The sequence below is a fragment of the Kitasatospora sp. NPDC098663 genome, from assembly GCF_044760075.1.
Classification (GTDB): domain Bacteria; phylum Actinomycetota; class Actinomycetes; order Streptomycetales; family Streptomycetaceae; genus Kitasatospora.
Genome location: NZ_JBIWAP010000009.1, coordinates 153,092 through 179,354, shown reverse-complemented (window position 1 = coordinate 179,354; position 26,263 = coordinate 153,092). Strand labels below are relative to the sequence as shown.

The following is a 26,263-nucleotide window of genomic DNA, read 5'->3' as shown; positions in this document are numbered from 1 at the left end:
GTGACTTACCTGGTCGGACGAACCTGGCGTACCAGTGGTTGCGTACGGCCGGGCGCACGCGGGGCGCACGGGGCGCTCACGGCGCGGGCACCGGCTCGGCGGCGGCCACCGGTGCGTCGACGGTGCTCCTGCGGGCCAGCCGGCGGACCTGAGGCTCCAGCAGCACGACCGCGCTGAGTACCAGGCAGACGACGGCGCAGGCCCACAGCGCGCCCGAGAGTCCGAGCACCGTGGCCGCCGGGCCGGCCAGCGCGATGCCGATCGGGGACAGCGAGAAGGAGCCGAGCTCGTCGTACGCGGCGACCCGGGAGAACATCTCCTCCGGGATCTCCTGCTGGAGCGCGATCATCCAGTTGACGCCGAAGACGGTGACGCCGACCCCGGACAGGAACATCGCGAGGGCGAGCAGCGGCAGGGGCGCCTCCGCCGCCAGCGCCAGGGCGGGCACGCCGAACAGGAACACCCCCCAGTTGCCGACCAGCAGGATCCGCCGGGGCCGCCAGCGGGCCATCAGCACGCCGGTCACCACCAGCCCGACGCCGTAGGCGGCCATCGCCAGGCCCCAGTCGGACGCCCCGCCGAGGCGCTCCTTGGCGACCGTCGGCCCGTACACCGACTCGACCGCGCCGATGCAGGCGACCAGGACGGAGAACTGCGCCACGACCACCCAGAGCCAGCGGCGGGAGGTGAACTCCCGCCAGCCCTCCCGCAGATCGCGCAGCATGCTGTGGCCCTGCGGGGCGGGCGCCTGCTCGGCCTCCAGGAAGAACCGGAGCGAGGCGGCGACCAGGAAACAGGCGCCGTCCAGGGCGAGCACCCAGCCGGGGCCGACGGTGGCGGTGAGCGCGCCGCCGAGCGCGGCGCCGCCGATCTGGGAGGCGTTCTGGCCCATCCGGAACACCGAGAAGGCCCGGGCGGCGTGCTCCGGGGCGACGGCCTGCAGCATCATGCCGCCGGAGGCGGGGGAGTAGAGCGCGTACCCGGCGCCGCCGGCGGCGGAGAGCAGCATCAGCTGCCAGAGCCGGATGTCCCCGGACAGCACCAGCGCCGCCAGGACGACCTGGGACAGGCCGCTGAACACGTTGGCGGCGACCATGAGGTGGTGCCGGGGCATCCGGTCGGCGAGGGCGCCGCCGACCACCAGGAGCAGGACGGTGGGCAGCAGCCGGGCGGCGGTGACGTAGCCGACCTCGGACGTGGTGCCGCCGTGGCCGAGCACGGCGAAGGCCGTGGCGATGGGGGCGCCGGCGTTGCCGAGGCCGCTGACCACGGTGGCGGCGGTCTGGATGCGGAAGTTGCGGCTCGCCCAGGCGAGGCGGCGGGGGCGCGGGGGTCGGGTCGGCACCTGGAGACTATGGCCGCCGCTCGTACGGCTGTCCAACGGGTTTCCACGGCTGGGGCGGGCTCAGCCCAGGTGGCCCCAGAGGAAGGTGAGGGTGCGGCGCCAGGCGGTCGCGGCCTGGAGCGGGTCGTAGCTGCCGAGCGGGTTCTCGTCGTTCATGAAGGCGTGGCCGGCCGGGTAGAAGTGGATCTCGGGGCGGACGTCGGTGGCCTCGCCGATCCGGATCGCGGCCTCGTCGACGGCGGCCATCGGGATCGAGCCGTCCAGTTCGCCGTAGTGCCCCAGGACGTGGGCGGTCAGGCCCCGGTAGCCGAAGTCCGGGTCGGGCGGGAGGCCGTAGAAGGGCACCACCGCGGCGACCCGGTCGCCCTCCCGGGCGGCCAGCAGCAGGGCGAAGCCGCCGCCCATGCAGAAGCCGACCACGCCGACCGCGTCGCCGACCACGCCCTCCAGGGCGAGCAGGTGGTCGACCGCCCCGGAGAGGTCCTCGACGGCCCGCTCGACCGGGAGCTCGCGGGTGAGCCGGGCCGCCTCGGTGCGGTCGTGGGTGGTGGCGCCGCCGAACAGGTCGGGGGCCAGCACGGTGAAGCCCTCGGCGGCGAACCGGTCGGCCATCGTCGCGACGTGCGTGGTGAGGCCCCACCACTCCTGCACCACCACCAGGCCCGGCCCGACGCCCTGGGGCGGGCGGGCCAGGTACCCGTGCGCGGTGCGGCCGTTGCTCGGGAAGGCGACGTTCTGCCGGGAGCCGCCCTGGTCAGGCATGGGTTCCTCGCGGTGGGTCGGGCCGGATGCGGCGGGGACTCGACGGGGGCGGGCTCAGCCCATCTCCTCCAGGGCGCGGCCCTTGGTCTCCTTGATGCAGAAGGCCACGAACGGGATGGAGAGCAGCGCGAAGGCCGCGTAGATGACGTACGTCGCCGACAGGTTCCAGTCGGCGAGGTTGGGGAAGCTGACGGTGATCGCCCAGTTGGCGATCCACTGGGCCGAGGCGGCGACGGACAGCGCGAGCGCGCGGATCCGGTTGGGGAACATCTCGCCGAGCAGGACCCAGACCACCACGCCCCAGGAGAAGGCGAAGCAGAGCACGAAGACGTGCGCCGCGACCAGGGCGACGGTGGCGTGGGTGTTGTCGAGGGTGGCGGTGTCACCCGTGCCGTGCCGGTACGAGAACGCCCAGGCGGCGGTGCCCAGCGCGAGCGCCATGCCGATCGAGCCGGCCAGGGCGAGCGGCTTGCGGCCGATCCGGTCCACCAGCGCCATCGCGATCACCGTGCCGATCACGTTGATGATCGAGGTGGAGAGGCTGATCAGCAGCGAGTTGGACTCGTTGATGCCGACCGACTGCCAGAGGAACGAGGAGTAGTAGAAGATCACGTTGATGCCGACGAACTGCTGGAACACCGAGGCCCCGATGCCGACCCAGACGATCGGCAGCAGGCCGAACCGCCCGCCGAGCAGGTCCTTGAGCCGGGGCTTGTGCGAGGACTCCAGCACCGCGCGGATCTCCGCGACCCGGGCGTCCAGGTCGACGTCCTCGCCCTCCACCTCGCGCAGCACCTTGCGGGCCTGGTCCTCCCGGTGGTCGGCGATCAGGTAGCGCGGCGACTCCGGGATGGCGAGCGCCATCAGCCCGTACACCAGGGCCGGGATGGTCTCCACGCCGAGCATCCACTGCCAGGCCTGGATGCCGGCCAGGTGGCCGGTGGACTCGCCGCCGGCGGCCTGGTTGATCGCCCAGTTGGCGAGCTGGGAGACGGTGATGCCGAGCACGATCGCCATCTGCTGGAAGGAGGCGAGCCGGCCCCGGTAGGCGGTCGGCGCGACCTCGGCGATGTAGGTGGGCGCGATCACCGAGGCGATGCCGATCGCGATGCCGCCGACCACGCGCCAGGTGGCCAGCACCTGGATGCTCGGCGGGAACATCGAGCCGATGCCGCTGATCGCGAACAGGGTGGCGGCCAGCAGCATGGTGCGGACCCGGCCGAGGTGGTCGGCGAGCCGGCCGGCGGCCACCGCGCCGGCCGCCGAGCCGAGCAGCGCGATGGCCACCACGAAGGCCGTTTCGCCGTTGCCCACGGCGAAGTGCCGCTGGATGCCCGTCACCGCACCGTTGATCACCGCGCTGTCGTACCCGAACAGGAACCCGCCCATCGCGGCGGCGGCGGAGATGAAGATGACGTGCCCGAGGTGGGCCTCGCCCGCCTGATGGCTGTTGAGTGTGGACAAGCGCGCTCCCCGAGGTGGACGGGCCCGCTCTGACGGCCGAGTGGGCAGGGCTCGTCTCACATTCGAGCAGCGGCGGGGCCGCCCTGCTCGAATTGGGGGCCGATCGGGTGATTCGGGGTCAGTCACCCGGGGCGCGATGGGCCGTTCGCGCCGGGAGCGTGAACGGCCGGACGCGCCCCTCGGTCAGCCGGTGCGCCTGCCGGGCCAGTTGACGCGCTCCCCGGTCAGGCGGTGCGCCCCGGTCAGCTGACGCGCCGCTGGTGCCGGCGCAGCAGTTGGGCGCGGGCGGCGGCGTCCTGGTCGCGCCGGGGGTGCGGGGCGTTCGCGCGGTCGGCCTCGCGCTCGGCCAGCCGGTCGGCGATCGCGTGCTGGGCGTCGGCCGGCTTCTTGTCGTCGTACTTGAACTTGGCGCGCACCTCGCGGACCGTCAGGCGGAGCCCGCGTAGGCCGGGGAGCAGCCGGGAGAACTCGCCCTCACCGGGCACCACCCGGGTGTCCGGCGTCTCCGGCTGGAAGTGCGCCAGCTGGCGGTTGAGGATCTCCGCCTTGCCCGCCGCGGACTCGACGAGCTCGGCGGTGCAGTGGAAGTGGACGGAGGCGTAGTAGCTGGTGGGCGTGCCCGGCTCGCCGCGCCAGTGGCCGGGCGCGAAGGCGTAGCCGTCGGTGACCGCGAGGGTGACCTGCGGGTCGGCCCGGACAGCGGCCAGCAGCGGGTTGGGTGCGGCGAGGTGGAGCAGGATCTCGCCGCGTTCGGCGTCCAGCAGGAAGTGCGTCGGGACGAGCACCGGGCCCTCGCCCGGTCCGCCGTTGGCGGCGAGCAGGCCGAAGTCGCGGCCCTCGGCCAGCCAGGCGCGCCACTCCTGTTCGTCGCCGCGGTCCCAGGATCTGATCAGCATCGGCCGGCCCTCCGTCAGCGGGGGTAGCCGCGCAGGTGCGCGGGCAGCGGGACGGTGGTGGAGGCGGCCGGCTCGGGGGTGCCGTGCACGGTGGTGACCGGGATCAGGCCGGACCAGTGGGGCAGGTCGAGGTCCTCCGGGTCGTCGTCGGCGCCGTCCGCGCGGGTCTTGGCCGAGACCTCGTCCAGGTCGAGCCGGAGGACGGCGGTGGCGGCGAGTTCCTTGGCGTTGGCCGGGCGGACCTCGGTGGAGCGGCCGGGGATCGCGTGGTCGACCAGCGCGGCCAGCGCGACGTCCAGTTCCTCGGGGTCGGTGACCTGGTGGGCGGTGCCGTGCGCGATGACCGAGCGGAAGTTGACCGAGTGGTTGAACGCGGACTTGGTCAGCACCAGCGCGTCGACCAGGGTGACGGTGAGGCAGACCGGCAGGCCCTGGTCGGCGGAGGCGTTGCGTAGCGGACGGCTGCCGGTCGAGCCGTGGACGTACAGCCGGCCGCCGACGCGGGCGTAGATGGTCGGCAGGACGACGGGGGCGCCGTCGGCGACGAAGCCGAGGTGGCAGATGTAGGCGTGGTCGAGGATGTCGTGGATCGTCTCCTGCTCCCAGGTGGCGCGGTCCTTGTAGCGGGTGGGGGTGGTGCGGGGGGTGCGGGAGTAGCTGGCGGAGCCTTCTGAAGGAGCCGACATGACAACCTCTATGTACTAGTGCATAATTTGCTTTGTGCTAGGAGACTATCCGCTGAAAGGGCGACGCGCCAGCGAAATCGCGTCCCACATCGAACAGGGCGTGAGCACCGGGCGCCTCGCCCCCGGAACCGCGCTGCCCCCGCTGCGCGACCTCGCCGCCGAACTCGGCGTCAACCCCAACACCGTCGCCGCCGCCTACCGGCTGCTCCGCGACCGCGGGGTGATCGAGACCGCCGGCCGCAAGGGCAGCCGGATCCTCCCCAGGCCCGCACTCACCCCGCGCGACCAGATCCGCGTCCCCGTCCCCCCGCACGCCCGCGACCTGTCCGGCGGCAACCCCGACCCGGCGCTGCTGCCCGACCTCGCCCCGGCCCTCGCGGCCGCCGCCGGGGCCGCCCACGCCGAGCCCGTCCTGTACGGGCACCCGGCCATCGACCCCGGGCTGCTCGCGCTCGCCCGCGCCTCCTTCGAGGCCGACGGCCTGCCCGGCGGCCCGATCGCCGTCGCCTCCGGCTCGCTCGACACCATCGAGCGCATCCTCGCCACCCGGCTGCGCCCCGGCGACGCCGTCGCCGTCGAGGACCCGGGCTGGGGCAGCCTGCTCGACCTGCTGCCCGCGCTCGGCCTGCGGCCCGCGCCCGTCCGGCTGGACGACGAGGGCCCGCTGCCCGACTCGCTCGCCGCCGCGCTGGCCGACGGCGCCCGCGCGGTGGTGGTCACCAGCCGGGCGCAGAACCCGACCGGCGCCGCGCTCACCGCCCGCCGGGCCGAGGAACTGCGGGCCGTCCTGGCCGAGCACCCCGGCGTACTGCTGATCGAGGACGACCACGGGCACGGCATGGTCGACCAGCCCTACCACTCGCTGGTGGGCGCCGGTGCGCGGCACTGGGCCGTGGTGCGCTCGGCGGCCAAGGCGTACGGCCCGGACCTGCGGCTCTCGGTGGCCGTCGGCGACCAGGACACCATCGGACGGGTCGCCGGACGGCTGCGCCTGGGCGCCGGCTGGGTCAGCCACCTGCTCCAGCGCGCCGTCGCCGAACTGTGGCGCACCGACGCGGTGCCGGTCGCCCGGGTGGCCGGCGTCTACCGGGCCCGCCGGGACGCGCTGCTCGGCGAACTCGCCGCGCGCGGCATCGAGGCGCACGGCGAGAGCGGGCTGAACGTGTGGGTGCCGGTGCCGGACGAGACCTCCGCGTTGGTGGCGCTGGTGCAGCGCGGCTGGGTCGCGGCGCCCGGCGCGCGCTACCGCGTCCAGTCCCCGCCCGGGCTGCGGCTCACCGTGGCCCAGTTGGAACCGGCGGACGCGCGGCGGCTGGCCGAGGACCTGGCGGCCGTGCTGGGGGCGGGCGGGACCGGTTCGCGGCTGGTGTGAACCGGGCCGCGCCGGTCCGGTTCGACCCCCGCGCCGCGCCGGTCTGAACCCGGTGCTCCGCTGGTCTGAACCCGGCGGTAACAAAGCGGGAAACCTGATGCAGATACCTAGCGGTAACCAGTGCGCGCATGTCATGTTCATCGCGCCACCGGCCGGCGGCCCACCCTCACCTAGGCGTCTCCCCGTCCCCACCGCACGGGGAGACCGAGCCGCAGGAGTTCCGCCGTGCCCGAAAACAGTTCGAGCATCACCCGCAGCGCCCCTCGACTCCGCCGACGGCTGCTCACCGCGGCCCTCGCCCTCCCGCTGGCCGCCGGCGGCCTGATGGCCGGCGGCCTCGCCACCGCCGCGTCGGCCGCAGCGGCCCCCTCCGTACCCCTCGCCGCGCCGGCCGGCCCCACCGCCAGCGTCACGCTCGGCGACAGCTACATCTCCGGCGAGGCCGGCCGCTGGATGGGCAACGCCGCCGGCACCAGCGGCAGCCGGGCCGGTACCGACCGCGCCTGGAACGGCAGTTCCGCCGACGCCTCCCGGATCTACGGCCCCACGGCCGCGAGCGGCTGCGACCGCTCCGACGTCGCCGAGGTGCTCAGCGCCTCCACCGGCGCGCAGAACGAGATCAACCTGGCCTGCTCCGGCGCCGTCACCGCGAACATCTTCCGTGCCGCCAGCGGCGGCCAGACGCTCAAGGGCGAGGCCCCGCAGGCCGACCAACTCGCCACCGTGGCACGGCAGAACAACGTCAAGCTGATCACGCTGTCGATCGGCGGCAACGACCTCGGCTTCGGCGGCATCATCTCCAACTGCGTCCAGGACTACCTCATCTGGTACTCCTACTGCCACGACTCCGCGCAGTCCTCGATCGACTCGAAGATGCCCACGGCGATGGCCGGGGTCGGCAAGGCGATCGACGAGATCCGCGCGGTGATGGCCGGGGCCGGCTACGCGCAGGGGGACTACCGCCTCGTCCTGCAGTCCTACCCCTCGCCGATCCCGCGCAGCGCCGAGATGCGCTACCCGGAGAGCGGCTGGACCCGCTCGAACACCGGCGGCTGCCCGTTCTGGGACGGCGACGCCGACTGGGCGCGCGACTCGATGGTGCCGCAGATCTCCAAGTCGCTGGCCGGGGTCGCGGCGTCCAAGGGCGCCCAGTTCCTCGACCTCTCCGACATGCTGCAGGGCCGCGAGGTCTGCTCGACGGCCACCCGGCAGCCGACCGCCACCGCCGGACCGTCCGCGACCACCAGCGAATGGGCGCGCTTCCTGGACGGCGGCCTCAACTCCACGCAGGGCGTGCTGCAGGAGTCGATGCACCCCAACTACTACGGGCAGCAGGCGCTCGGGCGCTGCCTGACCCTGCTGTGGGGGCAGAGCAGCGGCGACTACGCGTGCCGCAACACGGCGGGGCAGGACGCGAGCGGGATGTACCTGGCGGCGCGGTGACGCCGTGACGTCGTGGCGCTCGGCTGTCGTGACGCCGTGACGCCGTGACGCCGTGACGTTGTGGCGCCGTGACGCGATGCCCGGCGCCCGTTTCCGGACCGGTTCCGGAGGCGGGCGCCGGGTGGCTCAGCCCTTGGCGAGCAGGGCCTGGGCGTGCGCCCGCACCTGATCCTTCGTCAAGTACGAGTCGGTGTACTCGAAATCGCGCATCCGGGCGGGCTGTCGGGCGAGGAATCCGGTCCGGACGAAGTCGTCCCCGGCGGTCGCGTTGAGCAGCCAGTTGGCGCTTACCCGGAACTTGGCCGCGTTGGTGCGCATCGCCATCAGGTGGTAGCCGCGGGCCACCAGCTGGGCCGGCACCCCGTGCAGCTCCACGCCGAGCGGCTTGGACACCGCGTCCTTGCCGCCCAGGTCGACCACCAGGCCCAAGTCCTTGTGGTAGTAGGGCTCCAGGGGCTGGTTGCGGAGCGCGGCGATCACGTTGCCGGCCACCACGCGGCCCTGCCGGGCGGAGTGCTGGGCGGTCGGCGGGCAGACAGCGCCGTCGCCCTTGGCGAGGTCCGGCACGGCGGCCGCGTCGCCCAGCGCGAACACGCTCTCGAACTGCGGCACCCGCATCTCCGCCGTCACCGCGAGCCGGCCGCGGACCGTCTCCGCGTCCAGCGTGCCGATCAGCGGGCTCGCGGTCACCCCGGCGGTCCAGATCAGCGTGCGGCAGGGCAGCACCCGGCCGTCGGTGAACTTGACCGACTCGGCGCCGACTTCGGCCACCGAGACGCCCAGCGACACCTCGATCCCGCGGCCGCGCAGCACCTCCAGAGCGGCCAGGCCCAGCGCGTCGCCCAGCTCCGGCATCAGCTTCGGGGCGATGTCGATCAGATGCCACTTGATCTGCCGGGTGTCCAGGCGCGGATAGCGGTGGGACGCGGCGGTGGTCAGGCGTTGCAGGCAGGCGGCCGTCTCGGTGCCCGCGTAGCCGCCGCCGACGACCACGAACTGGAGCCGGGACTCGCGCTCCCGCTGGTCCAGGGTGGCCGAGGCGAGGTCGAGTTGGGCGATCACGTGGTCGCGGACGTAGGCCGCCTCGGCGAGCGTCTTCATCCCGCGGGCGTAGTCGGTCAGGCCGGGGATGTCGAAGGTGCGGGTGACGCTGCCGGGGGCGAGGACCAGGTAGTCGTACTTCTGCGCCACCACCTCGTCGGTGATCTTGCGGACCACGCACACCTTGGAGGCCGGGTCCACGCCGATCGCGCCGCCCGGAACGATGTGGGTGCGGCGCAGCGTGCGGCGCAGGGAGACCGCGACCGACTGCGGGGTCAGCACGCCGGCCGCGACGTGCGGCAGCAGGGGCAGGTAGAGCTGGTAGCTGAACGGTGTGACCAGCGAGATCTCGGCCTCCGACGGCGCGAGCTTGCGTTCGAGTCGGCGTGCGCACTCCAGGCCGGCGAAGCCACCGCCCACGATCAGGATCCGAGGTCGTTCCATCGCTCATCCCTTTGCCGTGCAGGTCGTAACCGCGAAGGCCCCCATTGCTGTCCGCCACACTCGCACGGAGCAGCGGGGGCTGCCACCGGGGTGGGGCGGATGGTGGAGGGGCGGACGAGGGAGTACGGAGGGGAGGAGGTGACGGGTCGGCACCGATAGGCTGTCGTGCGTGCTCCCCGAGGTGACGGCGGTCCGTTATGTGACGCCACTGCGAGAAGGCGGCTCGATGCCGGGCCTGGTCGAGGCCGACGACCGGCGGCTGTACGCGCTGAAATGGGTCGGCGCGGCGCAGGGCCGGAAGGCGTTGGTGGCGGAGGTGCTGGCCGGGGAGTTGGGCCGGCGGCTCGGGCTGCCGGTGCCGGAGCTGGTGACGGTCGACCTGGATCCGGTGCTGGCCCGCAGCGAGCCTGACCAGCAGGTCCAGGACCAGATGCGGGCCAGTGGCGGGACCAACCTCGGGATGGCCTTCGTCAGCGGCGCGCTCAACTTCGACCCGCTCTGCTTCGAGGTGGATCCGGAGCTGGCCGGCCAGGTGCTCTGGTTCGACGCGCTGATCGGCAACGTCGACCGCTCCTGGCGCAACCCCAACCTGCTGGTGGCGACCGGCGGGCTGCGGCTGATCGACCACGGCGCGAGCCTGATCTTCCACCACCACTGGGCGGGCGCCGCCGCCTGGGTGCGCCGCCCGTACGACGCCTCCGACCACGCGCTGCTGCGGGCCCGGCCGGACCTGACGGCCGCCGACAAGGCGCTCGCGCCGCTCGCGGAGGCCGCGATCGAGGGCGCGGTGGCGAGGATCCCGGAGGTCTGGCTGCTGGACGAGCCCGGCTTCGACTCGCCCGAGGCGCTGCGCGCCGCGTACCGCGCCCAGCTGACCGGCCGGTTGGCCGGTCCGCGCGACTGGCTGCCGGAGGTGCCCGCATGACCGAGCCGAGGACGCCCGCGCTGCCGGCCGCCGTCGAGTTGCACGACTACGAGTACGCCGTGATCCGCGCGGTGCCGCGGGTGGAACGCGGCGAGTGCGTCAACGTCGGGGTGCTGCTGTACTGCCGGCAGAACGGGTACCTGGCCGCGCGCACGCACCTGGACCAGGCCCGGCTGCTGGCGCTCGACCCGGTGGCGGACGTGAACGGGGTGCGGCGGGCGCTGCACGGGATCGAGGCGGTCTGCGCCGGGGGGCCGGAGGCCGGCCCGGCGGCGGGGGACAGTCCGGGGCAGCGGTTCCGCTGGCTGACCGCTCCGCGCAGCGCGATCGTCCAGCCGGGGCCGGTGCACACCGGGCTGACCGCGGACCCGGACCCGGAGCTGCGGCACCTGTTCGATCAGCTGGTGCTCTAAGCTCTGTCGACCGGCCGGAGGCTTCGTCGACCGGCCGGCGCTGCAGTTCCGGTCAAGCCGTCGACGGTTGCCGTGGTCAAAGCTTGAGTTGCTGAAGCACTTGGCCGTACGCTGAGCCCATGGGTTCGACAGCGACGACGACCGTACCGACCAACGCCGAGTTGATGGAAGCGTTGGCCGCCGTCGGCGCCGCGTATTTCCAGGACTTCGCGGCGGCCGCGGCCCGGCACGGGCTCTCCTCCTCGCAGGCCAAGGCGCTCGGCGCGGTACAGGAGCCGGTGCCGATGCGGGCGCTGGCCGGACGGCTGGGCTGCGACGCGTCCAACGTCACCGGGATCGTGGACCGGCTGGAGACGCTGCGCCTGGCCCACCGGGAGGCCGCCGCGGGCGACCGCCGGGTGAAGATCGTCGTGATCACGGACGAGGGCCGGGAGATCTTGAACCGCATCCGCGGCGAGATGGCCCGCACCCACCAGGCGTTCGAGGCGATGACCGACGAGCAGCGGATCGCGCTGCACTCGATCTGCGCGCAGGTCCTGCCGGTACTGGCCGGCCGGGCCGCCGCCCAGTGAGCCGACCGGCAACGGACCGCGCCGCGCCCGGCGGGAACCGTCGGGCGGGCCCGGTCGGAGCCGTCCGCTCCGGCCCGGGCCGGAGCCGCCCGATGCGCCGACGTTCCGGCTGACCTCGGCTGTTAGGCTTGCGAAGCGTGAGCGCGAAGCCCCAGATCCCCAATGTCCTGGCCTCCCGGTACGCCTCGGCGACCCTGGCCCAGCTGTGGTCCCCCGAGCACAAGGTGGTCCTTGAGCGCCACCTGTGGCTCGCCGTCCTGAAGGCCCAGCAGGACCTCGGTGTCGAGGTACCGGCGAACGCCGTCGCCGACTACGAGCGGGTGATCGACCAGGTCGACCTCGGCTCGATCGCCGCCCGTGAGCGGGTCACCCGCCACGACGTGAAGGCCCGGATCGAGGAGTTCAGCGAGCTCGCCGGCCACGAGCAGATCCACAAGGGCATGACCTCCCGGGATCTGACCGAGAACGTCGAGCAGCTGCAGATCCGCCAGTCGCTGGAGCACGTGCGCGACCGCACGGTGGCCGTGCTGGTCCGGCTGGCCCGCCTGGCCGCCCAGCACTCCGAGCTGGTCATGGCCGGCCGCTCGCACAACGTGGCCGCGCAGGCCACCACCCTGGGCAAGCGCTTCGCGTCGATCACCGACGAGTTGCTGGTCGCCTTCCGGCGCCTGGAGGAGCTGATCGCCCGCTACCCGCTGCGCGGGATCAAGGGCCCGGTCGGCACCGCCCAGGACATGCTGGACCTGCTCGGCGGCGACACCGACAAGCTCGCCGAGCTGGAGCGCCGGGTCGCCGGGCACCTCGGCTTCGACAACGTGCTGATCAGCGTCGGCCAGGTCTACCCGCGCTCGCTGGACTTCGAGGTGCTCACCGCCCTCGTCCAGCTGGCCGCCGCGCCGTCCAGCCTGGCCAAGACCATCCGTCTGATGGCCGGCCACGAGCTGGTCACGGAGGGCTTCAAGGAGGGCCAGGTCGGCTCCTCGGCGATGCCGCACAAGATGAACACCCGCTCCTGCGAGCGCGTCAACGGCCTGGCCGTCATCCTGCGCGGCTACGCCTCGATGACCGGCGAGCTGGCCGGCGACCAGTGGAACGAGGGCGACGTCTCCTGCTCGGTGGTGCGCCGGGTCGCGCTGCCGGACGCCTTCTTCGCCTTCGACGGCCTGCTGGAGACCTTCCTGACCGTCCTCGACGAGTTCGGCGCCTTCCCCGCCGTGATCGAGACCGAGCTGGACCGCTACCTGCCGTTCCTCGCCACCACCAAGGTGCTGATGGGCGCGGTGCGCGCGGGCGTCGGCCGGGAGACCGGGCACGAGGTCATCAAGGAGCACGCCGTCGCCTCCGCGCTGGCGATGCGTGCGGGCGCCCGCGAGAACGAGCTGCTGGACCGGCTGGCCGCCGACGAGCGGATCCCGCTGGACCGGGCCGGGCTGGACGCGCTGCTGGCCGACCGGCTCTCCTTCACCGGTGCGGCCGGCGCCCAGGTCGCCGAGGTGGTCCGCCAGGTGGAGGCCGTTGCCGCCGCCTACCCGGAGGCCGCCAAGTACGCGCCGGCCGACATCCTCTGACGGCACGTCAACTGACTGAGGGCCCTGCCGCCGATCCGGTGGCAGGGCCCTCGTCCGTGTGGACGTGGCCCGGGTCGAGCGGCGGGGTGGTGCCGCAGGCCCACTCGCAGTCCGGCTCGGCCACCGGACGGTCCACCGGCGCGAGCACGTTGCCGCGGACGGTGGCGAAGGCCGTCAGCCCGCCGGCGACGAGCAGCCCGGCGCAGATCAGCATCGCGGTGCGGAAGGCGGAGTCCACCGCGGACGGCACCCGGTAGGCGTCGCCGCTCAGCCCGGCGAGCGCGGGCAGCGCGGCGACCGCGAGCAGCCCGGCCGCGCGGGCGGCGGCGTTGTTGACGCCGCTGGCGATGCCCGCGTGCCGGACCTCGACGGCGGCCAGCACCGTCGCCGTCAGCGGCGCGACCAGCAGGGTCATCCCACTGCCCATGACCGTGACGGCGGGCAGCACGTCCGCCCAGTAGGAGGAGCCGGGGCCGGTGCGCAGCATCAGCAGCACCCCGGCGGCGCACAGCAGCGGACCGACGGTGAGCGGGATCCGGGGGCCGATCCGCTTGCCGAGCCGCCCGGCGCGCGCCGACAGGGTCAGCATCAGCACGGTGATCGGGACCAGGGCGAGGCCGGAGACCAGCGGGGAGAAGCCGGAGACGATCTGCAACTGCACGACCAGCAGGAAGAACACCCCGCTGAACGCCGCGTAGACGCAGAGGGTGACCAGGTTGACGGCGGTGAACAGCCGGGAGGAGAAGAGGCCGAGCGGCAGCATCGGCTCGGCGGCGCGGCGCTCGACCGCGATGAAGGCCGCGCCGAGCAGCAGGCCGGCCGCGCCGGTGAGCCAGACCGCGGGGGACAGGCCCTCCCCGGCGGCGGTCAGCGCGTAGGTGATCGCGCCGAGGGCGAGCGCGGCGAGCAGTGCGCCGGGGACGTCGAAGCGGCCGACGGCGCTCTCGTTCCGGCTCTCGGGGACGAAGCGGGAGGTGACCGCGATCACGGCGGCCGCGAGCGGCAGGTTCAGCAGGAAGATCCACCGCCAGCCGGGGCCGTCCACCAGCCAGCCGCCGAGGAAGGGGCCGACCGCGGCCGACACCCCGCCGAGGCCCGACCACAGGCCGACCGCCGCCGAGCGGTCGTCCGGGTGGAAGACGGCCTGCAGGATGGCGAGCGAACCGGGGGTGAGCAGCGCCCCGCCGATGCCCTGGACGGCGCGGGCGGCGATCAGCACGTGGATGGTGGGGGCGGCGGCGCAGGCCGCGGAGGCGGCGGCGAACCAGAGCACGCCGATCAGGAAGACCCGGCGCCGGCCGTACCGGTCGCCGAGCGCGCCGCCGAGCAGGATCAGCCCGGCCAGGGTGAGCAGGTAGGCGTTGAGCGTCCACTGCAGGGACGCGAGGGAGGCGCCGAGATCGGCGCCGATGCGGGGCAGCGCGACGTTCACCACGGTGCCGTCGAGCAGCGCCATGCTGGAGCCGAGCACTGTCGCGAGGAGGACCCAGCGTCCCCGTGAGGTGCCCAGGCGCAGTGTTCCTGCTTCGGAGGTGGCCACGGGCCGATCCTGCGCCCGCGGGGCGTACGTGACAAGGGTCACCGGGGGGTGTGTCGGTGGGTGCGCGGTGCGTGAGCGGGTGGGTGCGCAGCGGTGGCGGAGTCGGCGCAGCGTCGTGGATCAGTGGCGCCGGGTAAATGGATTGTGTACGTACGGTGCAGCCGATCATTCGGAGGGTCACCGCAGCTCGGGGGGTCGTTGCCGGTTCAAGTGATCGACATTGCTTCACCCGAACGGATGGGTTTTAGTTCAGCGACCGCCCGGCCAGTCCGGACGGATCCACCGGGTGGAACGCCGAATCCTGCCGCTGCCCGGTGGCTCGCACCGAACTCTGTACGGCAGGAGCGGGGGACCCACAGGTAAGTCGCCGGACCGGAATCGGCACGCTTTCGCGTACCCGGATCCAGGGCCGGCTAGGGGTGAAGCCGCATGTGCGGCCGGGCAACTCCAGCCCGAACCCGACAGCTCACCTCGCAGGCGTCGGAGAGGAAAATTCCATGCCTGCACAGGCTCGTCGTATCGCCCTGCCCCGCGCCGCCCGCATCGGGATCGCCACCGCCGTCACCGGTGTCTCCTTCGCCCTGCCGCTCGTCACCGCGATGAGCGCCCAGGCCCACCCCGCGCCGGCCGCCGCGGTCACCGCCGCCCCGGCCGCCGCCTCCGCCGACCAGGCCCAGGCCCCGTCGCAGGAGAGCTACCGCGTCGTCAGCGGCGACACCCTGTCCCGGATCGCCGACGCCCAGCACGTCGACGGCGGCTGGCAGGCGCTGTACGACCACAACCGCGAGGTCGTCGGCGGCAACCCGGACCTGATCTTCCCCGGTCAGCAGCTCGTGATCGCCGGCCAGGCCGCCCCGGCCAAGCCCGCTGCCCCGGCGAAGCCCGCCCAGCCGTCCGCCCAGGACGCCGCGCCGGCCACCACCGCCGCCAAGCCGCAGGCCCAGCTGGAGGTCAGGACCGAGACGGCCAAGCCGTCCGCCCAGCTCCAGACCCAGCTGCAGACCGCCGCGCCGACCACCGCGGTCACCGCCGTGCCGGTCGCCGCCGCCTCGGCCTTCGTCGCCCCGCTGGCCAACCCGAAGCTGGGCACCGCGTACGGCGTGGCCGGCTCGATGTGGGCCTCCGGCCACCACACCGGCCAGGACTTCGTCGCCTCCACCGGCACCCCGCTGCGCGCCGTCGGCAACGGCGTCGTGGTGAAGGCCGGCAACGGCGGCGCCTACGGCAACGAGGTCGAGATCAAGCTCGCCGACGGCCACTACGCCGAGTACGCGCACCTGTCCTCGATCGGCGTGAAGATCGGTCAGGCCGTCAAGGCCGGACAGCAGATCGGCCTCTCCGGCGCGACCGGCAACGTGACCGGCCCGCACCTGCACTTCGAGATCCGCAACGGCTCGGAGTACGGCTCGGACATCAACCCGGTCGCCTACCTGCGGGCCCACGGCGTCGCGCTCTGACCCGTGCCGGATGTGCCGGACGCGCCGGGTGTACCGGATGTGCCGGATGAGGAACCACCGCTGCTACGAGGCGAATCGACCGCCCGGGATGGTCATGTCGGGTGACCGCTCGACCGGGTGATCGCCGCAGCAGTGGACATGGGCGCGGGACACGCCCAGGCCGGCCCGGCTCGCGAGACTTCTCTCGCGAGCCGGGCCGGCCGCTGTCGTTTCCGGGCCTTCTCGGGCGCGACCGGGGCGAGTCGACGGCTTCGGTGGGCCGGTTCAGAGTCGGTGGGCGGGCAGCCCGTGCTGGGCGGCGGTCAGCAGCTCGTGCATCCGCTGCCCGAAGTCCTCGGTGTCGGCGGCCGGTTCGGGGAAGACCAGGCGGACGTCGCGGTGGCCGTGCGGGTGGTCCAGGCGCAGGACCAGGCCGTGGCGGTCCAGGGCGAGCGGGCGGACCTCCGGGTGCTGGGCGAGCAGGTCCGGGTCGAGCAGCCGGGTGAGGAGGGCGAGGGCGTCGGCGTGGTCGTCGGCGAGGTGGGTGAGCATGGCGGCCTCGTAGCGGGCCAGCGGGTCGGGCGTGGCGAGGGCGAGGTCGTCGGCGGTGAGCGCGCCGGTGCCGTACGGGGTGGAGAGGACGGCGTGGGCGACGTCCACGCGCAGGTGGACGCTGAGGCCGTCGTCGGCGAGGTGGGCCAGGTGCAGTCGGCCGGCCAGGGTGAGGCGGGCGCGGATCCGGTCGCGGACGGCGACGGGGGAGATGTCGGTGACGTCCAGGACGACGGCGAGTCCGTCGGTGGCGCGGGCGGCGGCGGAGGCGAGCGGGTCGCCCAGCGGGGCTCGCAGGCGCAGTCGGGAGCCGTGGACGGAGACCGGGGTGTCGAGGTCGTGGTGCTCGCCGCAGGCGCGGACGGTGAGCGAGGAGGTCGCGCTGAGCAGGCTCTGGACGCGCTCGGCGGTGGTGGGTTCGGGCACCTCGGCGTCGCCGGCGGGCAGGCTCATGACGGACCTCCAGTTAGTTAGGTGAGCCTAACCTAATATCCGCTTGAGGGTGTGGCAAGTGGCGTGGCCAGGGTTGCTGCCGCCAGGGATAGGCGGCGCTTGCAAGTATCTGTGGATGTCTCGTATTGTCGACGCCGGTAGTTGCATGCACAACGGTTCTCTCCGGAAAGCGGTCCCTCATGCCCCTCGCGCTCCTGGCGCTGGCGATCAGCGCCTTCGGTATCGGCACCACCGAGTTCGTGATCATGGGCCTGCTGCCCGAGGTCGCCGGCGACTTCTCGGTCTCCATCCCCACCGCCGGTCTGCTGATCTCCGGCTACGCGCTCGGCGTCGTGGTCGGCGGCCCGCTGCTCACCGTCCTCGGCACCCGGGCCCCCCGTAAGGGCATGCTGCTGACGCTGATGGGCCTGTTCGTGCTGGGCAACCTGATCGCGGCCGTGGCTCCCGCCTTCGGGCTGCTGATGGTCGGGCGGATCGTCAGCGCGTTCGCGCACGGCGCGTTCTTCGGCATCGGCTCGGTCGTCGCCGCCGACCTGGTCGCCCCGCACAAGCGGGCCGGCGCCATCGCCCTGATGTTCACCGGCCTCACCGCCGCCAACGTGCTGGGCGTCCCGATGGGCACCCTGCTCGGCCAGCACTTCGGCTGGCGCTCCACGTTCTACGTCGTCGCCGGGCTCGGCCTGCTCGGCCTCGCCGGAATCGCGGCGCTGGTGCCCGTCCAGCCGCGGGCCGGCGCCGCCCGGCTCGGCCCCGAACTCGCCGCCTTCCGGACCCTGCGGCTCTGGCTCGCGCTCGCCATGACCGTGCTCGGCTGGGGCGGCATCTTCGCGATGTTCACCTACATCACGCCGATGATGACCGAACTGGCAGGCTTCGCCCCGAGCAGCGTCACCTGGCTGCTCTTCCTGTTCGGCGTCGGCCTGTTCGTCGGCAACCTGCTGGGCGGGTGGTTCGCCGACCGCGCGCTGATGCGCAGCCTCACCGTGATCCTCGCGGTGCTCGCGGTGCTGCTGTTCGCCTTCACCTTCGCCGCGCACAGCAAGCCGGCCGCGATCGTCCTCATCCCGCTGATCGGGCTGTTCGGCTTCGCGACCGTCGCGCCGCTGCAGAAGCGGGTCATGGACCAGGCGGCGGGCGCGCCGACGCTGGCCTCGGCCGCCAACATCGCCGCGTTCAACCTGGGCAACGCGCTGGCCGCCTGGCTCGGCGGGCTGGTCATCTCCGGCGGTCTCGGCTACGACGCGCCGAACTGGGTGGGCGGGCTGCTCACCGCGGTCGCCCTCGGTGTGACGGTGTTCGCGGCGGCGCTGGACCGGCGCGGCGCGGCGGGCGAGGGACGGGTCGTGGCGCGCTCGGGCGCCCCGGCCGAGCGGGGCGTGCCCGCGGGGAGGTGAGCGAGGGGGGACGGCGCAGGGCCCGGACGCCTGGTGCGCGTCCGGGCCCCCGCGGTGGTCGGGCTGCTCGACGGTGTCTCAGGCGACGACGGCCTGGGCGTCGATCTCGACCAGCATCGGCTCCTGCGGCAGCTCGACGAAGATCGTGGTGCGGCAGGGCTTCACGCCGCCGGGCTTGATGTTCTCGTCGATGAACTCGGCGTACACCTCGTTCATCAGCGGGAAGTCCGCCCGCTTGGTGAGGTAGACCCGGAACATCACCACGTCCTCGATGGTGGCCCCGCCGGCCTCGACGATCGCCTTGACGTTCTCCAGCGTGCGCCGGGTCTGCGCCTTCACGTCGCCGTGGTACAGGTACTCGCCGGTCGCCGGGTCCTGCGGGCCCTGGCCGGAGACCTGGAGGATCGGGCCCTTGCGGACGCCCTGGGAGAACATCCAGGCGGGGGCGGGGGCGCCGTCGGTGCGGATCTCGGTCTTGTCGCTGGTCGGGTGCTGCTCGTTCATGGGGTTCCTCACGGTCTGACGGTTGATCAGTTGTGGTCCGGGCGGCCGCAGTCGGCCGAGATGGCGCGGGTGGTGGCGAGCAGCTGCGGGAGGAGGTCCAGCACCTGCTCGTAGGGGAGGACGACGTCCGGCACCGAGATGGACGCGGCGGCGACGACCTGGCCGCTGGCGTCCCGGATCGGGGCGGCCACGCAGTTGATGAACGCCTCGTGCTCGGCGTGGTCCTGCGCCCAGCCCTGGACGGCGACCTTCTCCAGCTCGGCGAGCAGCGCCTCGGGCGTGCCGAGGGTGCGCGGGGTGTGCGGGGTGAAGTCGATCCCGGCGACCACCCGGCGGCGTTCGGGCAGCGGCAGGTCGGCCAGCAGCACCTTGGAGACGGCGGCGCTGTGCAGGGCGGCGCGCAGGCCGATCCGGGAGTACATCCTGACCGGGTGCCGGGAGTCGAACTTGTCGATGTAGACGACCTCGCCGCCCTCGTAGGCGGCCAGGTGCACGGTCTGGCCGGTGGTGGCGTTCAGCTCGGCCAGGTGCGGGGCGGCGATCCGGCGGACGCCGCGCTGTTCCAGGGCGAGGCCGGAGAGGGCGAAAAGGCCGGCGCCCAGGTGGTAGCGGTAGGCGGCGTCACGGTAGACGAACCGTTCCTCCTCCAGGCTCTGGAGCAGTCGGAGCACGGTCGTCTTGTGGACGCCGAGCACCTCGGCCAGCTGGTCGAGGGAGCGCTCGCCCTCGCCGAGTTCGGCGAGGAGGCGCAGGGCGCGGGTGACGGTCTGGCTCATCGTGCTCCGCCGGGGTCGTTCGGGCTCGGGTTCGTGCTCATTGTGCCCGGGCCCGCCGGGTGCCACGGGACCGGTCCGGGGGGACGGCCGGGCCGGTGATGCCCTCCACCGAGACCCGGGTGGCGGCCCAGTCGGCGGGCGAGGCGTCGAGCAGCGCGGCCACCACGGCGGCGGGCGGCAGTTCGGCCTGGTCGCCGTGGGCGGTCAGCGCGCAGGCGGCGCTCAGGTGGCCGAGCCGCAGCCGGCGGCGCTGGTCCAGGCCGCGGACGGTGCCGGCCAGGTAACCGGCGGCGAAGGCGTCGCCCGCGCCGGTGGCCTCGACCACCTCGACGGCCAGGGCCGGTTCGCTCACCGCCGTGCCGTCCCGCTCCAGGGCGGTGACCAGCCGGGCGGCGTCCTTGACCACCACGGTGGCCGGGGAGGCGAAGCGGCGGCGCAGCGCGGTCGGCTCCCCGGTGCCGAACGCGGCCTCGGCCTCGTCGGCGCCGATCAGCAGCAGGTCGGCGGCGTCCAGCAGCGGCGGCAGGACGGCCGGGTCGCGGTCGCGCCAGAGCGCGGGGCGCCAGTTGAGGTCGAAGCTGACGGTCAGCTCCGGGCGGCGGTCGGCGAGCAGGGCGCGCAGCAGCGCCAGGCAGTCGTCGGAGAGTGCGGCGGTGATGCCGGACAGGTGCAGCAGGCGGGCGCCGGACAGCAGCCGGACGGCCGCCGGGTCGGCCAGCAGGGCGGGGGACAGCGCGGCCGCCGCGGAGCCGCGCCGGTGGTAGTGCAGCCGGCTGCGGCCGGGGCCGAGGTCGTGGTGGTGGCCGGTGGATCCGCCGACCTCCTTGAGGTACAGGCCGGTGGGGCGGTGCGGGTCGACGGCGACCGCCGAGACGTCCACGCCACGGGCGGCGACCTCGGCGAGCAGCCGGCGGCCGAAGCCGTCGTCGCCGACCCGGCTGATCCAGGCGGTGGGCACGCCGAGCGCGGCCAGCGCGCCGGCCACGTTGGACTCCGCGCCGCCGACCGACAACCGGAAGTTCTCCACCGCCTCCAGCGGGCCCGGCCGGTCCGGCAGCAGCACCGCCATGGACTCGCCCACGCACACGGCCGTCGGGGAAGGACCGGGGCGGGCCGGGCCCGGGGTGTCCTGTCGCGGCATCTGCTGGGCTCCTCCGTCTGCGGCGGCCGTTCCGTTGACCGTGATCCGGCGCCGATGCTAGAACCGTCATGCCAACATGTGCAACCCTCATTGCACATGTTGCAACACGGCAGATGGAGGAAGACGGTGGAGCAGACCTTCGCAAGCATCGGCACCGGGCCGGGCATCGACGACGGCGCGGTGGCGGCCCTCGCCGACGAGACGCTCGACTGGCGGTTCAAGGCCGCCCCGCCGGAGGCTTGGGGGCACTCCGTCCGCGACTGGCTGGCCACCGGACCCACCCTCACCGGGCTCGGCACCCCGCTGCTCACCCTGGACGGCGCCGCGCTCGACCACAACCTCCGCACCATGGCCGACTGGTGCGCCAAGGCCGGGGTCGCGCTCGTGCCGCACGGCAAGACCACCATGGCGCCCGCCCTCTGGCAGGCGCAGCTCGCCGCCGGCAGCCACGGCATCACCCTCGCCAACCTGCCGCAGGTGCGCGTCGCCCGGGCCTTCGGAGTCGAGCGGATCCTGCTCGCCAACACCCTGCTCGACCCGGCCGGACTGGCCTGGATCGCCGCCGAACTGGCCGCCGACCCGGCGTTCGCCTTCGTCTCCTGGGTGGACTCCACCGAGAGCGTCCGGCTGATGGACGAAGCGCTGCGCGCCGCCGGGGCCCAGCGGCCCGTCGAGGTCCTGGTCGAACTCGGCGGCCCCGGCGGGCGCACCGGCGCCCGCGGCGTGGACGCGGCCGTCGAGATCGCCGCCGCCGTGCTGCGCGCCCCCACCCTGCGCCTCGCGGGCGTCGGCGGCTACGAGGGCGCGCTCGCCCACGACGCCACCGCCGACGGGCTGGCCACCGTCCGCGACTACCTCAAGGCGCTCGCCGACCTGCACGGCCGGCTCGCCCGCGCCTACCCGGACGGCGCCCGGCCGATCGTGACGGCCGGCGGCAGCGCCTACTTCGACCTGGTCGTCGAGGAACTGGCAGGCCTGCCGGAAGCCCTCGTGGTCCTGCGCTCGGGCGCGTACATCGCCCACGACGACGGCTTCTACCGGGGCATCTCGCCGCTGGTCCGGGGCGCCGGCGCCACGCCGTTCCGCAGCGCGCTGCACGGCTGGGCCCGGGTGGTGTCCCGGCCCGAGCCGCAGCTGGCCCTGCTGGACGCCGGCAAGCGCGACCTGCCCTTCGACGAGGGCCTGCCCGAGCCGCAACGCGTGCGCGGCGGAGCCGAGTTGACCGGCACCGCGGCCCGGATCACCGCGCTCAACGACCAGCACGCCTTCCTGCGCGACGCGGGCGACCTCGCCCCGGTCGGCGCGGTGCTGCGGCTCGGCGTCTCCCACCCGTGCACGGCCTTCGACAAGTGGACCGCGATCCCGGTGCTCGACTCCGCCGACGCGGCCGAGCCGAAGGTCACCGGGCTGATCAGGACGTTCTTCTGATGGCGGGCGGCAGAGCGCCCGACACCGTCTTCCGGGGTGCCACCGTCGTCGACGGCACCGGCGCGGACCGCTACCGGGCGGACGTGCGGATCGCCGACGGGCTGATCACCGGGATCGGCCCCGGCCTCGACGCGCCGACGGTGGTGGACGCCGACGGGCTCGTCCTCGCCCCCGGCTTCATCGACATGCACGCCCACTCCGACCTCGCTCTGCTGCTCGAACCCGAGCACCCGGCCAAGGTCACCCAGGGCGTCACCTGCGAGGTCCTCGGCCAGGACGGCCTGTCCTACGCCCCGGTGGACGACACCACCCTGCCCGCGCTGCGCCGCCAACTGGCCGGCTGGAACGGCGACCCGGAGGGCTTCGACTGGGACTGGCGCGGCGTCGCCGGCTACCTGGACCGGATCGACCGCACCGGCGTCGCCGTCAACGCCTGCTACCTCGTCCCGCACGGCTCGCTGCGGATGCTCGCCATGGGCTGGGCCAACCGGCCGCCCACCGCGGCCGAACTCGACCGGATGCGCCAGGAGTTGGCGCAGGGCCTGCTGGACGGCGCGGTCGGCATGTCCAGCGGCCTCAGCTACACCCCCGGGATGTACGCGGACACCGCCGAGCTGGTCGAGCTATGCACCGTGGTCGCGGCCTACGGCGGCTTCCACGCCCCGCACCAACGCTCGTACGGCAAGGGCGCGTTGGAGGGATACGCGGAAATGGTGGAGATCGCCCGGCGGACCGGCTGCGCGCTGCACCTGACCCACGCCACGATGAACTTCGGCGTCAACCGGGGCCGGGCCGGCGAACTGCTGGAACTGGTCGACCAGGCGCTCGCCGACGGCGTCGACCTCACCCTGGACAGCTACCCCTACCTGCCCGGCTCCACCACCCTGGCCGCCCTGCTGCCCAGTTGGGCCACCGAGGGCGGTCCGGCGGCGACGCTCACCCGGCTCGCCGACCCGGCCGCCCGCGAGCGGATCCGGTACGAGGTGGAGGAGAAGGGCAGCGACGGCTGCCACGGCGTCGTCACCGACTGGGCGACGATCCAGATCTCGGGCGTCCGGACGGCCGAGCTGGCGCGGGCGGTCGGCCGGACCGTCGCCGAACTCGCCGCCGAGCGTGGCCACAGCGGGACGGAGGTCTTCCTCGACCTGCTGCGCCGCGACGAACTGGCCACCACGATCCTCCAGCACGTCGGGCACGAGGAGAACGTCCGGGCGATCATGCGCCACCCGGCGCACACCGTCGGCAGCGACGGACTGTTGGTCGGCGCCCGGCCGCACCCCCGCGCCTGGGGCACCTTCCCCCGCTACCTCGGCCACTACAGCCGGGAGTTGGGCGTGCTGACACTGGAGGAGGCGATCGCCCGGATGACCGGCCGGCCCGCCGCCCGGCTCGGGCTGCACCGGCGCGGCCGGATCGCCCCCGGCCACCACGCCGACCTGGTGCTCCTCGACCCCGAGAAGGTCCGGGACGCCGCCACCTTCGAGCACCCCCGGCTGCCCGCCGAGGGCGTCCAGCACGTGTACGTCAACGGCACCGCCGTCGTCCGGCAGGGCCGCACCACGGGCGCCCGGCCCGGGCGCGCCCTGCGCCGCACCGACCGAGGAACCAGATCCCTGTGAATCCCCCCTCCGTGAACCCCCTCGCCGACCTGCGGGACGACCCGGTGATCGCCGTGGTCCGCGCGCCCCGCATCCCGGACGCGGCCGCGCTGTGCGCCGCGCTCGCCGACGGCGGCATCAACTGGACCGAATTCACCTACACCACACCGGAGGTGACGACGCACCTGCGGCGTGCCGCGGACGCGGGCTGGCGGGTCGGCGTGGGCACCGTGCTGACCGCCGAGCAGGCCGAGCGCGGGGTCGCGAGCGGGGCGTCCTTCCTGGTCACCCCCGGCTGCCGGCCCGAGGTCGCGCAGGCCGCCCGGGCCGCCGGGGTGCCGGTGGTGCTCGGGGCGCTCACCCCGACCGAGGTGGCCCGGGCGGTGGACCTCGGGGCCGCCGCCGTGAAGATCTTCCCGGCCAGGGCGTTCGGCCCCGGCTACTTCAAGGACCTGCGCGGCCCGTACCCGGACGTCCCGCTGGTGGCCTCCGGCGGGGTGAACGCGGGCAACGCCGCCGACTTCCTGGCGCACGGCGCGCTCGCGGTCTGCGCGGGCACGGACGTGGTGCCGCCGGATGCGGTCGCGGCGGGGGACTGGGCGGAGATCACCCGGCGGGCCCGGGCGTTCACCGCGGCGTGCGCGGTGGCGCGGGCCTGAGGTCCGGCGGGCGGCGGGGTGTGCCGGGGCGGTCGGTCGGCGAGTTGTCGGGGCGGCCGTCGGCGGGCTGTCGGCGCGGCCGGGGATGGGCGAGAATCGTGCTCCCCAGCCCCAGCCCCAGCCCCGGCCCCGCCGGTGGCCCCGGCCCCCGGATCCGGCAGGAGGACCCACCCCATGACCTCGCCCCGCCCCGGCCCCGACTGGCTGGCCGACGCCGTCCTGTACCAGATCTACCCGCAGAGCTTCGCGGACTCCAACGGCGACGGCATCGGCGACTTCGCCGGCATCGCCGCGCACCTCGACCACCTCGCCTGGCTCGGCGTCGACACGGTCTGGCTCAACCCCTGCTTCGCCTCCCCGTTCCGCGACGCCGGTTACGACGTCGCCGACTACCTCGCCCCGGCCCCGCGCTACGGTGCCACCGAGGACCTGGTCTCGCTGGTCGAGGCCGCCCGCCGCAAGGGCATCCGGATCCTGCTCGACCTGGTCGCCGGTCACACCTCCGACCGCCACCCCTGGTTCCTGGCGGCCGCCGAGGACCAGGCCGACCACCGGTACATCTGGTCCGACCAGCGGGTGGACGGCTTCGTCGCCTCGCCCGGCAGCCGCCCCGGCTGGTACCGGCCGAACTTCTTCGACTGCCAGCCCGCGCTCAACTTCGGCTACGCGCGCCCGAGTTCCGAGGAGCCCTGGCGCCAGCCGGTGGACGCCGAGGGCCCGCGCGCCAACCGGGCGGCCCTGCGCGACATCATGGCGCACTGGCTCGGCCTCGGCCTGGCCGGCTTCCGGGTCGACATGGCCTCCTCGCTGGTCAAGGACGATCCGGGCCTGGTGGAGACCGCCAAGCTGTGGACCGGACTGCGGGACTGGCTGGACCGCGTCCACCCGCAGGCCGCGCTGTTCGCCGAGTGGGGCGATCCAGCGGCCGCCGTCGCGGCGGGCTTCCACGCGGACTTCTTCCTGCAGTTCGGCGGCGCCGACCACGGCCTGGCGTTGCGCTCGCTGTGGAACAACGGCGCCGGCACGGTCGAGGAGTTCTGGCAGCAGGGCCCGTGCTACTTCGAGGCCGAGGGGCGCGGTACCCCGCAGGTGTTCCTGGACGCCTGGCGCGCCGCCGCCGAACCGACCGAGGGCGTCGGCCACATCGCCCTGCCCACCGCCAACCACGACTTCTCCCGGCTGGCCACCGGCCCGCGCACCGACGGGCAGCTGGCCGCCGCCTTCGCGTTCCTGCTCACCTGGCCCACCCTGCCGGCCGTCTACTACGGCGACGAGATCGGCATGCGCTACCTGCCCGGGCTGCCGGACGTCGAGGGCAGCGTGCTCGGCCCGCGGTACAACCGGGCCGGCTCGCGGACCCCGATGCAGTGGGAGCCGGGGCCGGCGGCGGGCTTCTCCAGCGCGCCGCCCGAGCGCCTCTACCTGCCCGTCGACCCGGACCCGCGGCGCCCGGACGTGCTCTCCCAGCGGGCCGATCCGACCTCGCTGCTGCACACCGTCCGGCGGCTGATCGCGCTGCGCCGGGCGCATCCGGGGCTGGGCGCCTCCGGCGGGGTGGAGGTCCGGCACGCCGGGTACCCGCTGGTGTACACCCGGGCCGGACGCTACCTGGTGGCGGTGAACCCGCGCCGGGAGCCGGGGGCGGTGCGGCTGGAGCACGGCGGGGTGCGCCCGCTGGAGGTGCGGGGCGTGCGGGTGGCGGACGGGGAACTGCGGGCGGACGGCTTCTCGTACGGCGTGTTCGAGCTGTCCTGAGTGCTCGGCCGTGCCCCCCGCTGGGGCGGCCGGCTTTCGATCGGCGTCAGGTAGTTGTAAGCTACATCCAAGATGGTTGCATTTACCACCTGATGT

The 26,263-nt window shown here is 74.0% G+C and carries 23 protein-coding genes and 1 riboswitch; of the genes, 12 read left to right on the top strand and 11 right to left on the bottom strand.

Annotated elements, in window-relative coordinates:
* Positions 1 to 76 precede the first annotated feature (76 nt).
* The 5 genes from ACIQVZ_RS12470 to ACIQVZ_RS12450 all read right to left on the bottom strand — a co-directional run bounded on the left by ACIQVZ_RS12470 (position 77) and on the right by ACIQVZ_RS12450 (position 5,153).
* Positions 77 to 1,345, bottom strand: a complete 1,269-nt coding sequence (locus ACIQVZ_RS12470; protein ID WP_402449255.1) for an MFS transporter — start codon at positions 1,343 to 1,345, stop codon at positions 77 to 79.
* Positions 1,346 to 1,405: 60 nt separating this feature from the next.
* The gene (locus tag ACIQVZ_RS12465) at positions 1,406 to 2,107 is read right to left on the bottom strand and encodes a dienelactone hydrolase family protein (RefSeq protein WP_402449253.1); all 702 of its coding nucleotides are present in this window, start codon (positions 2,105 to 2,107) and stop codon (positions 1,406 to 1,408) included.
* Positions 2,108 to 2,161: 54 nt separating this feature from the next.
* Positions 2,162 to 3,571 (bottom strand): sugar porter family MFS transporter, encoded by a 1,410-nt coding sequence (locus tag ACIQVZ_RS12460; protein WP_350879035.1) that lies wholly within the window; start codon positions 3,569 to 3,571, stop codon positions 2,162 to 2,164.
* 242 nt (positions 3,572 to 3,813) lie between these two features.
* Entirely contained in the window at positions 3,814 to 4,467 is a 654-nt protein-coding gene (locus tag ACIQVZ_RS12455) for an FMN-binding negative transcriptional regulator (RefSeq protein ID WP_402449250.1), read from the bottom strand.
* Between the two features lie 14 nt (positions 4,468 to 4,481).
* A complete protein-coding gene (locus tag ACIQVZ_RS12450; protein ID WP_350879037.1) occupies positions 4,482 to 5,153 on the bottom strand; it encodes a pyridoxamine 5'-phosphate oxidase family protein in 672 nt (223 codons plus the stop codon).
* A 34-nt stretch (positions 5,154 to 5,187) separates the two neighbouring features.
* Between ACIQVZ_RS12450 and ACIQVZ_RS12445 the strand changes: the two genes are divergently transcribed.
* Both ACIQVZ_RS12445 and ACIQVZ_RS12440 read left to right on the top strand, forming a co-directional pair.
* On the top strand, positions 5,188 to 6,525 hold the full coding sequence (locus ACIQVZ_RS12445; protein ID WP_402449248.1) for an aminotransferase class I/II-fold pyridoxal phosphate-dependent enzyme: 1,338 nt from the start codon (positions 5,188 to 5,190) through the stop codon (positions 6,523 to 6,525).
* 225 nt (positions 6,526 to 6,750) lie between these two features.
* Positions 6,751 to 7,968, top strand: coding sequence for a GDSL-type esterase/lipase family protein (locus tag ACIQVZ_RS12440; RefSeq protein WP_402449246.1), 1,218 nt, complete (start codon positions 6,751 to 6,753; stop codon positions 7,966 to 7,968).
* A 126-nt stretch (positions 7,969 to 8,094) separates the two neighbouring features.
* Here the strand turns inward: ACIQVZ_RS12440 and ACIQVZ_RS12435 are convergent, their stop codons facing one another.
* A complete protein-coding gene (locus ACIQVZ_RS12435; protein WP_402449244.1) occupies positions 8,095 to 9,453 on the bottom strand; it encodes an NAD(P)/FAD-dependent oxidoreductase in 1,359 nt (452 codons plus the stop codon).
* Between the two features lie 169 nt (positions 9,454 to 9,622).
* Here ACIQVZ_RS12435 and ACIQVZ_RS12430 point away from each other — a divergent pair, with 169 nt between their 5' ends.
* The 4 genes from ACIQVZ_RS12430 (at position 9,623) to purB (ending at position 12,931) form a co-directional block, all read left to right on the top strand.
* Complete coding sequence (locus ACIQVZ_RS12430; protein WP_402449241.1) at positions 9,623 to 10,378, top strand: HipA family kinase; 756 nt, start codon at positions 9,623 to 9,625, stop codon at positions 10,376 to 10,378.
* Positions 10,375 to 10,791, top strand: coding sequence for a DUF3037 domain-containing protein (locus ACIQVZ_RS12425; protein ID WP_363585292.1), 417 nt, complete (start codon positions 10,375 to 10,377; stop codon positions 10,789 to 10,791). Before ACIQVZ_RS12430 ends, ACIQVZ_RS12425 begins: the two co-directional genes overlap by 4 nt.
* A gap of 119 nt (positions 10,792 to 10,910) precedes the next feature.
* Positions 10,911 to 11,363 (top strand): MarR family transcriptional regulator, encoded by a 453-nt coding sequence (locus ACIQVZ_RS12420; RefSeq protein WP_350879043.1) that lies wholly within the window; start codon positions 10,911 to 10,913, stop codon positions 11,361 to 11,363.
* 137 nt (positions 11,364 to 11,500) lie between these two features.
* On the top strand, positions 11,501 to 12,931 hold the full coding sequence (gene purB / locus ACIQVZ_RS12415) for an adenylosuccinate lyase (protein WP_350879044.1): 1,431 nt from the start codon (positions 11,501 to 11,503) through the stop codon (positions 12,929 to 12,931).
* Positions 12,932 to 12,938: 7 nt separating this feature from the next.
* Here the strand turns inward: purB and ACIQVZ_RS12410 are convergent, their stop codons facing one another.
* A complete protein-coding gene (locus ACIQVZ_RS12410; protein ID WP_402449238.1) occupies positions 12,939 to 14,471 on the bottom strand; it encodes an MFS transporter in 1,533 nt (510 codons plus the stop codon).
* 312 nt (positions 14,472 to 14,783) lie between these two features.
* Positions 14,784 to 14,966, top strand: a riboswitch (cyclic di-AMP (ydaO/yuaA leader).
* Positions 14,967 to 14,968: 2 nt separating this feature from the next.
* On the opposite strand from ACIQVZ_RS12410, the gene ACIQVZ_RS12405 reads away from it, so the two are divergent.
* On the top strand, positions 14,969 to 15,928 hold the full coding sequence (locus ACIQVZ_RS12405) for a LysM peptidoglycan-binding domain-containing M23 family metallopeptidase (protein WP_350879046.1): 960 nt from the start codon (positions 14,969 to 14,971) through the stop codon (positions 15,926 to 15,928).
* 264 nt (positions 15,929 to 16,192) lie between these two features.
* On the opposite strand, the gene ACIQVZ_RS12400 is transcribed toward ACIQVZ_RS12405, so the two are convergent.
* Positions 16,193 to 16,912, bottom strand: a complete 720-nt coding sequence (locus ACIQVZ_RS12400; protein WP_350879047.1) for a DUF2470 domain-containing protein — start codon at positions 16,910 to 16,912, stop codon at positions 16,193 to 16,195.
* Between the two features lie 179 nt (positions 16,913 to 17,091).
* Here ACIQVZ_RS12400 and ACIQVZ_RS12395 point away from each other — a divergent pair, with 179 nt between their 5' ends.
* Positions 17,092 to 18,306, top strand: coding sequence for an MFS transporter (locus ACIQVZ_RS12395; RefSeq protein WP_350879048.1), 1,215 nt, complete (start codon positions 17,092 to 17,094; stop codon positions 18,304 to 18,306).
* A 78-nt stretch (positions 18,307 to 18,384) separates the two neighbouring features.
* On the opposite strand, the gene ACIQVZ_RS12390 is transcribed toward ACIQVZ_RS12395, so the two are convergent.
* The 3 genes from ACIQVZ_RS12390 to ACIQVZ_RS12380 are packed head-to-tail and all read right to left on the bottom strand — an operon-like array spanning position 18,385 to position 20,727.
* Positions 18,385 to 18,810 carry a RidA family protein gene (locus ACIQVZ_RS12390; protein ID WP_350879049.1) on the bottom strand — a complete coding sequence of 142 codons (426 nt, stop codon included), beginning with the start codon at positions 18,808 to 18,810 and terminating at the stop codon, positions 18,385 to 18,387.
* A gap of 26 nt (positions 18,811 to 18,836) precedes the next feature.
* Entirely contained in the window at positions 18,837 to 19,586 is a 750-nt protein-coding gene (locus ACIQVZ_RS12385) for an IclR family transcriptional regulator (RefSeq protein ID WP_350879050.1), read from the bottom strand.
* A 37-nt stretch (positions 19,587 to 19,623) separates the two neighbouring features.
* Positions 19,624 to 20,727: a sugar kinase gene (locus ACIQVZ_RS12380; RefSeq protein ID WP_402449236.1), complete on the bottom strand. Its 1,104-nt coding sequence runs from the start codon at positions 20,725 to 20,727 to the stop codon at positions 19,624 to 19,626.
* A gap of 126 nt (positions 20,728 to 20,853) precedes the next feature.
* Between ACIQVZ_RS12380 and ACIQVZ_RS12375 the strand changes: the two genes are divergently transcribed.
* The 4 genes from ACIQVZ_RS12375 (at position 20,854) to ACIQVZ_RS12360 (ending at position 26,167) form a co-directional block, all read left to right on the top strand.
* Positions 20,854 to 22,155 (top strand): amino acid deaminase, encoded by a 1,302-nt coding sequence (locus tag ACIQVZ_RS12375; protein ID WP_402449234.1) that lies wholly within the window; start codon positions 20,854 to 20,856, stop codon positions 22,153 to 22,155.
* Positions 22,155 to 23,774, top strand: coding sequence for an amidohydrolase family protein (locus ACIQVZ_RS12370; RefSeq protein WP_402449232.1), 1,620 nt, complete (start codon positions 22,155 to 22,157; stop codon positions 23,772 to 23,774). Before ACIQVZ_RS12375 ends, ACIQVZ_RS12370 begins: the two co-directional genes overlap by 1 nt.
* Positions 23,771 to 24,412, top strand: a complete 642-nt coding sequence (locus tag ACIQVZ_RS12365) for a bifunctional 4-hydroxy-2-oxoglutarate aldolase/2-dehydro-3-deoxy-phosphogluconate aldolase (protein ID WP_208869124.1) — start codon at positions 23,771 to 23,773, stop codon at positions 24,410 to 24,412. The genes ACIQVZ_RS12370 and ACIQVZ_RS12365 overlap by 4 nt, the downstream gene beginning before the upstream one ends.
* A gap of 174 nt (positions 24,413 to 24,586) precedes the next feature.
* Positions 24,587 to 26,167 (top strand): alpha-amylase family glycosyl hydrolase, encoded by a 1,581-nt coding sequence (locus tag ACIQVZ_RS12360; protein ID WP_402449230.1) that lies wholly within the window; start codon positions 24,587 to 24,589, stop codon positions 26,165 to 26,167.
* Positions 26,168 to 26,263 lie beyond the last annotated feature (96 nt).

What these genes read in the sequence shown, in the direction of transcription:
- ACIQVZ_RS12465 (WP_402449253.1), bottom strand. Translation starts at nt 2,107, where the DNA reads ATGCCTGACCAGGGCGGCTCCCGGCAGAACGTCGCCTTCCCGAGCAAC.
- ACIQVZ_RS12455 (WP_402449250.1), bottom strand. Translation starts at nt 4,467, where the DNA reads ATGCTGATCAGATCCTGGGACCGCGGCGACGAACAGGAGTGGCGCGCC.
- ACIQVZ_RS12450 (WP_350879037.1), bottom strand. Translation starts at nt 5,153, where the DNA reads ATGTCGGCTCCTTCAGAAGGCTCCGCCAGCTACTCCCGCACCCCCCGC.
- ACIQVZ_RS12435 (WP_402449244.1), bottom strand. Translation starts at nt 9,453, where the DNA reads ATGGAACGACCTCGGATCCTGATCGTGGGCGGTGGCTTCGCCGGCCTG.
- ACIQVZ_RS12425 (WP_363585292.1), top strand. Translation starts at nt 10,375, where the DNA reads ATGACCGAGCCGAGGACGCCCGCGCTGCCGGCCGCCGTCGAGTTGCAC.
- ACIQVZ_RS12420 (WP_350879043.1), top strand. Translation starts at nt 10,911, where the DNA reads ATGGGTTCGACAGCGACGACGACCGTACCGACCAACGCCGAGTTGATG.
- ACIQVZ_RS12405 (WP_350879046.1), top strand. Translation starts at nt 14,969, where the DNA reads ATGCCTGCACAGGCTCGTCGTATCGCCCTGCCCCGCGCCGCCCGCATC.
- ACIQVZ_RS12400 (WP_350879047.1), bottom strand. Translation starts at nt 16,912, where the DNA reads ATGAGCCTGCCCGCCGGCGACGCCGAGGTGCCCGAACCCACCACCGCC.
- ACIQVZ_RS12395 (WP_350879048.1), top strand. Translation starts at nt 17,092, where the DNA reads ATGCCCCTCGCGCTCCTGGCGCTGGCGATCAGCGCCTTCGGTATCGGC.
- ACIQVZ_RS12390 (WP_350879049.1), bottom strand. Translation starts at nt 18,810, where the DNA reads ATGAACGAGCAGCACCCGACCAGCGACAAGACCGAGATCCGCACCGAC.
- ACIQVZ_RS12385 (WP_350879050.1), bottom strand. Translation starts at nt 19,586, where the DNA reads ATGAGCCAGACCGTCACCCGCGCCCTGCGCCTCCTCGCCGAACTCGGC.
- ACIQVZ_RS12380 (WP_402449236.1), bottom strand. Translation starts at nt 20,727, where the DNA reads ATGCCGCGACAGGACACCCCGGGCCCGGCCCGCCCCGGTCCTTCCCCG.
- ACIQVZ_RS12370 (WP_402449232.1), top strand. Translation starts at nt 22,155, where the DNA reads ATGGCGGGCGGCAGAGCGCCCGACACCGTCTTCCGGGGTGCCACCGTC.
- ACIQVZ_RS12360 (WP_402449230.1), top strand. Translation starts at nt 24,587, where the DNA reads ATGACCTCGCCCCGCCCCGGCCCCGACTGGCTGGCCGACGCCGTCCTG.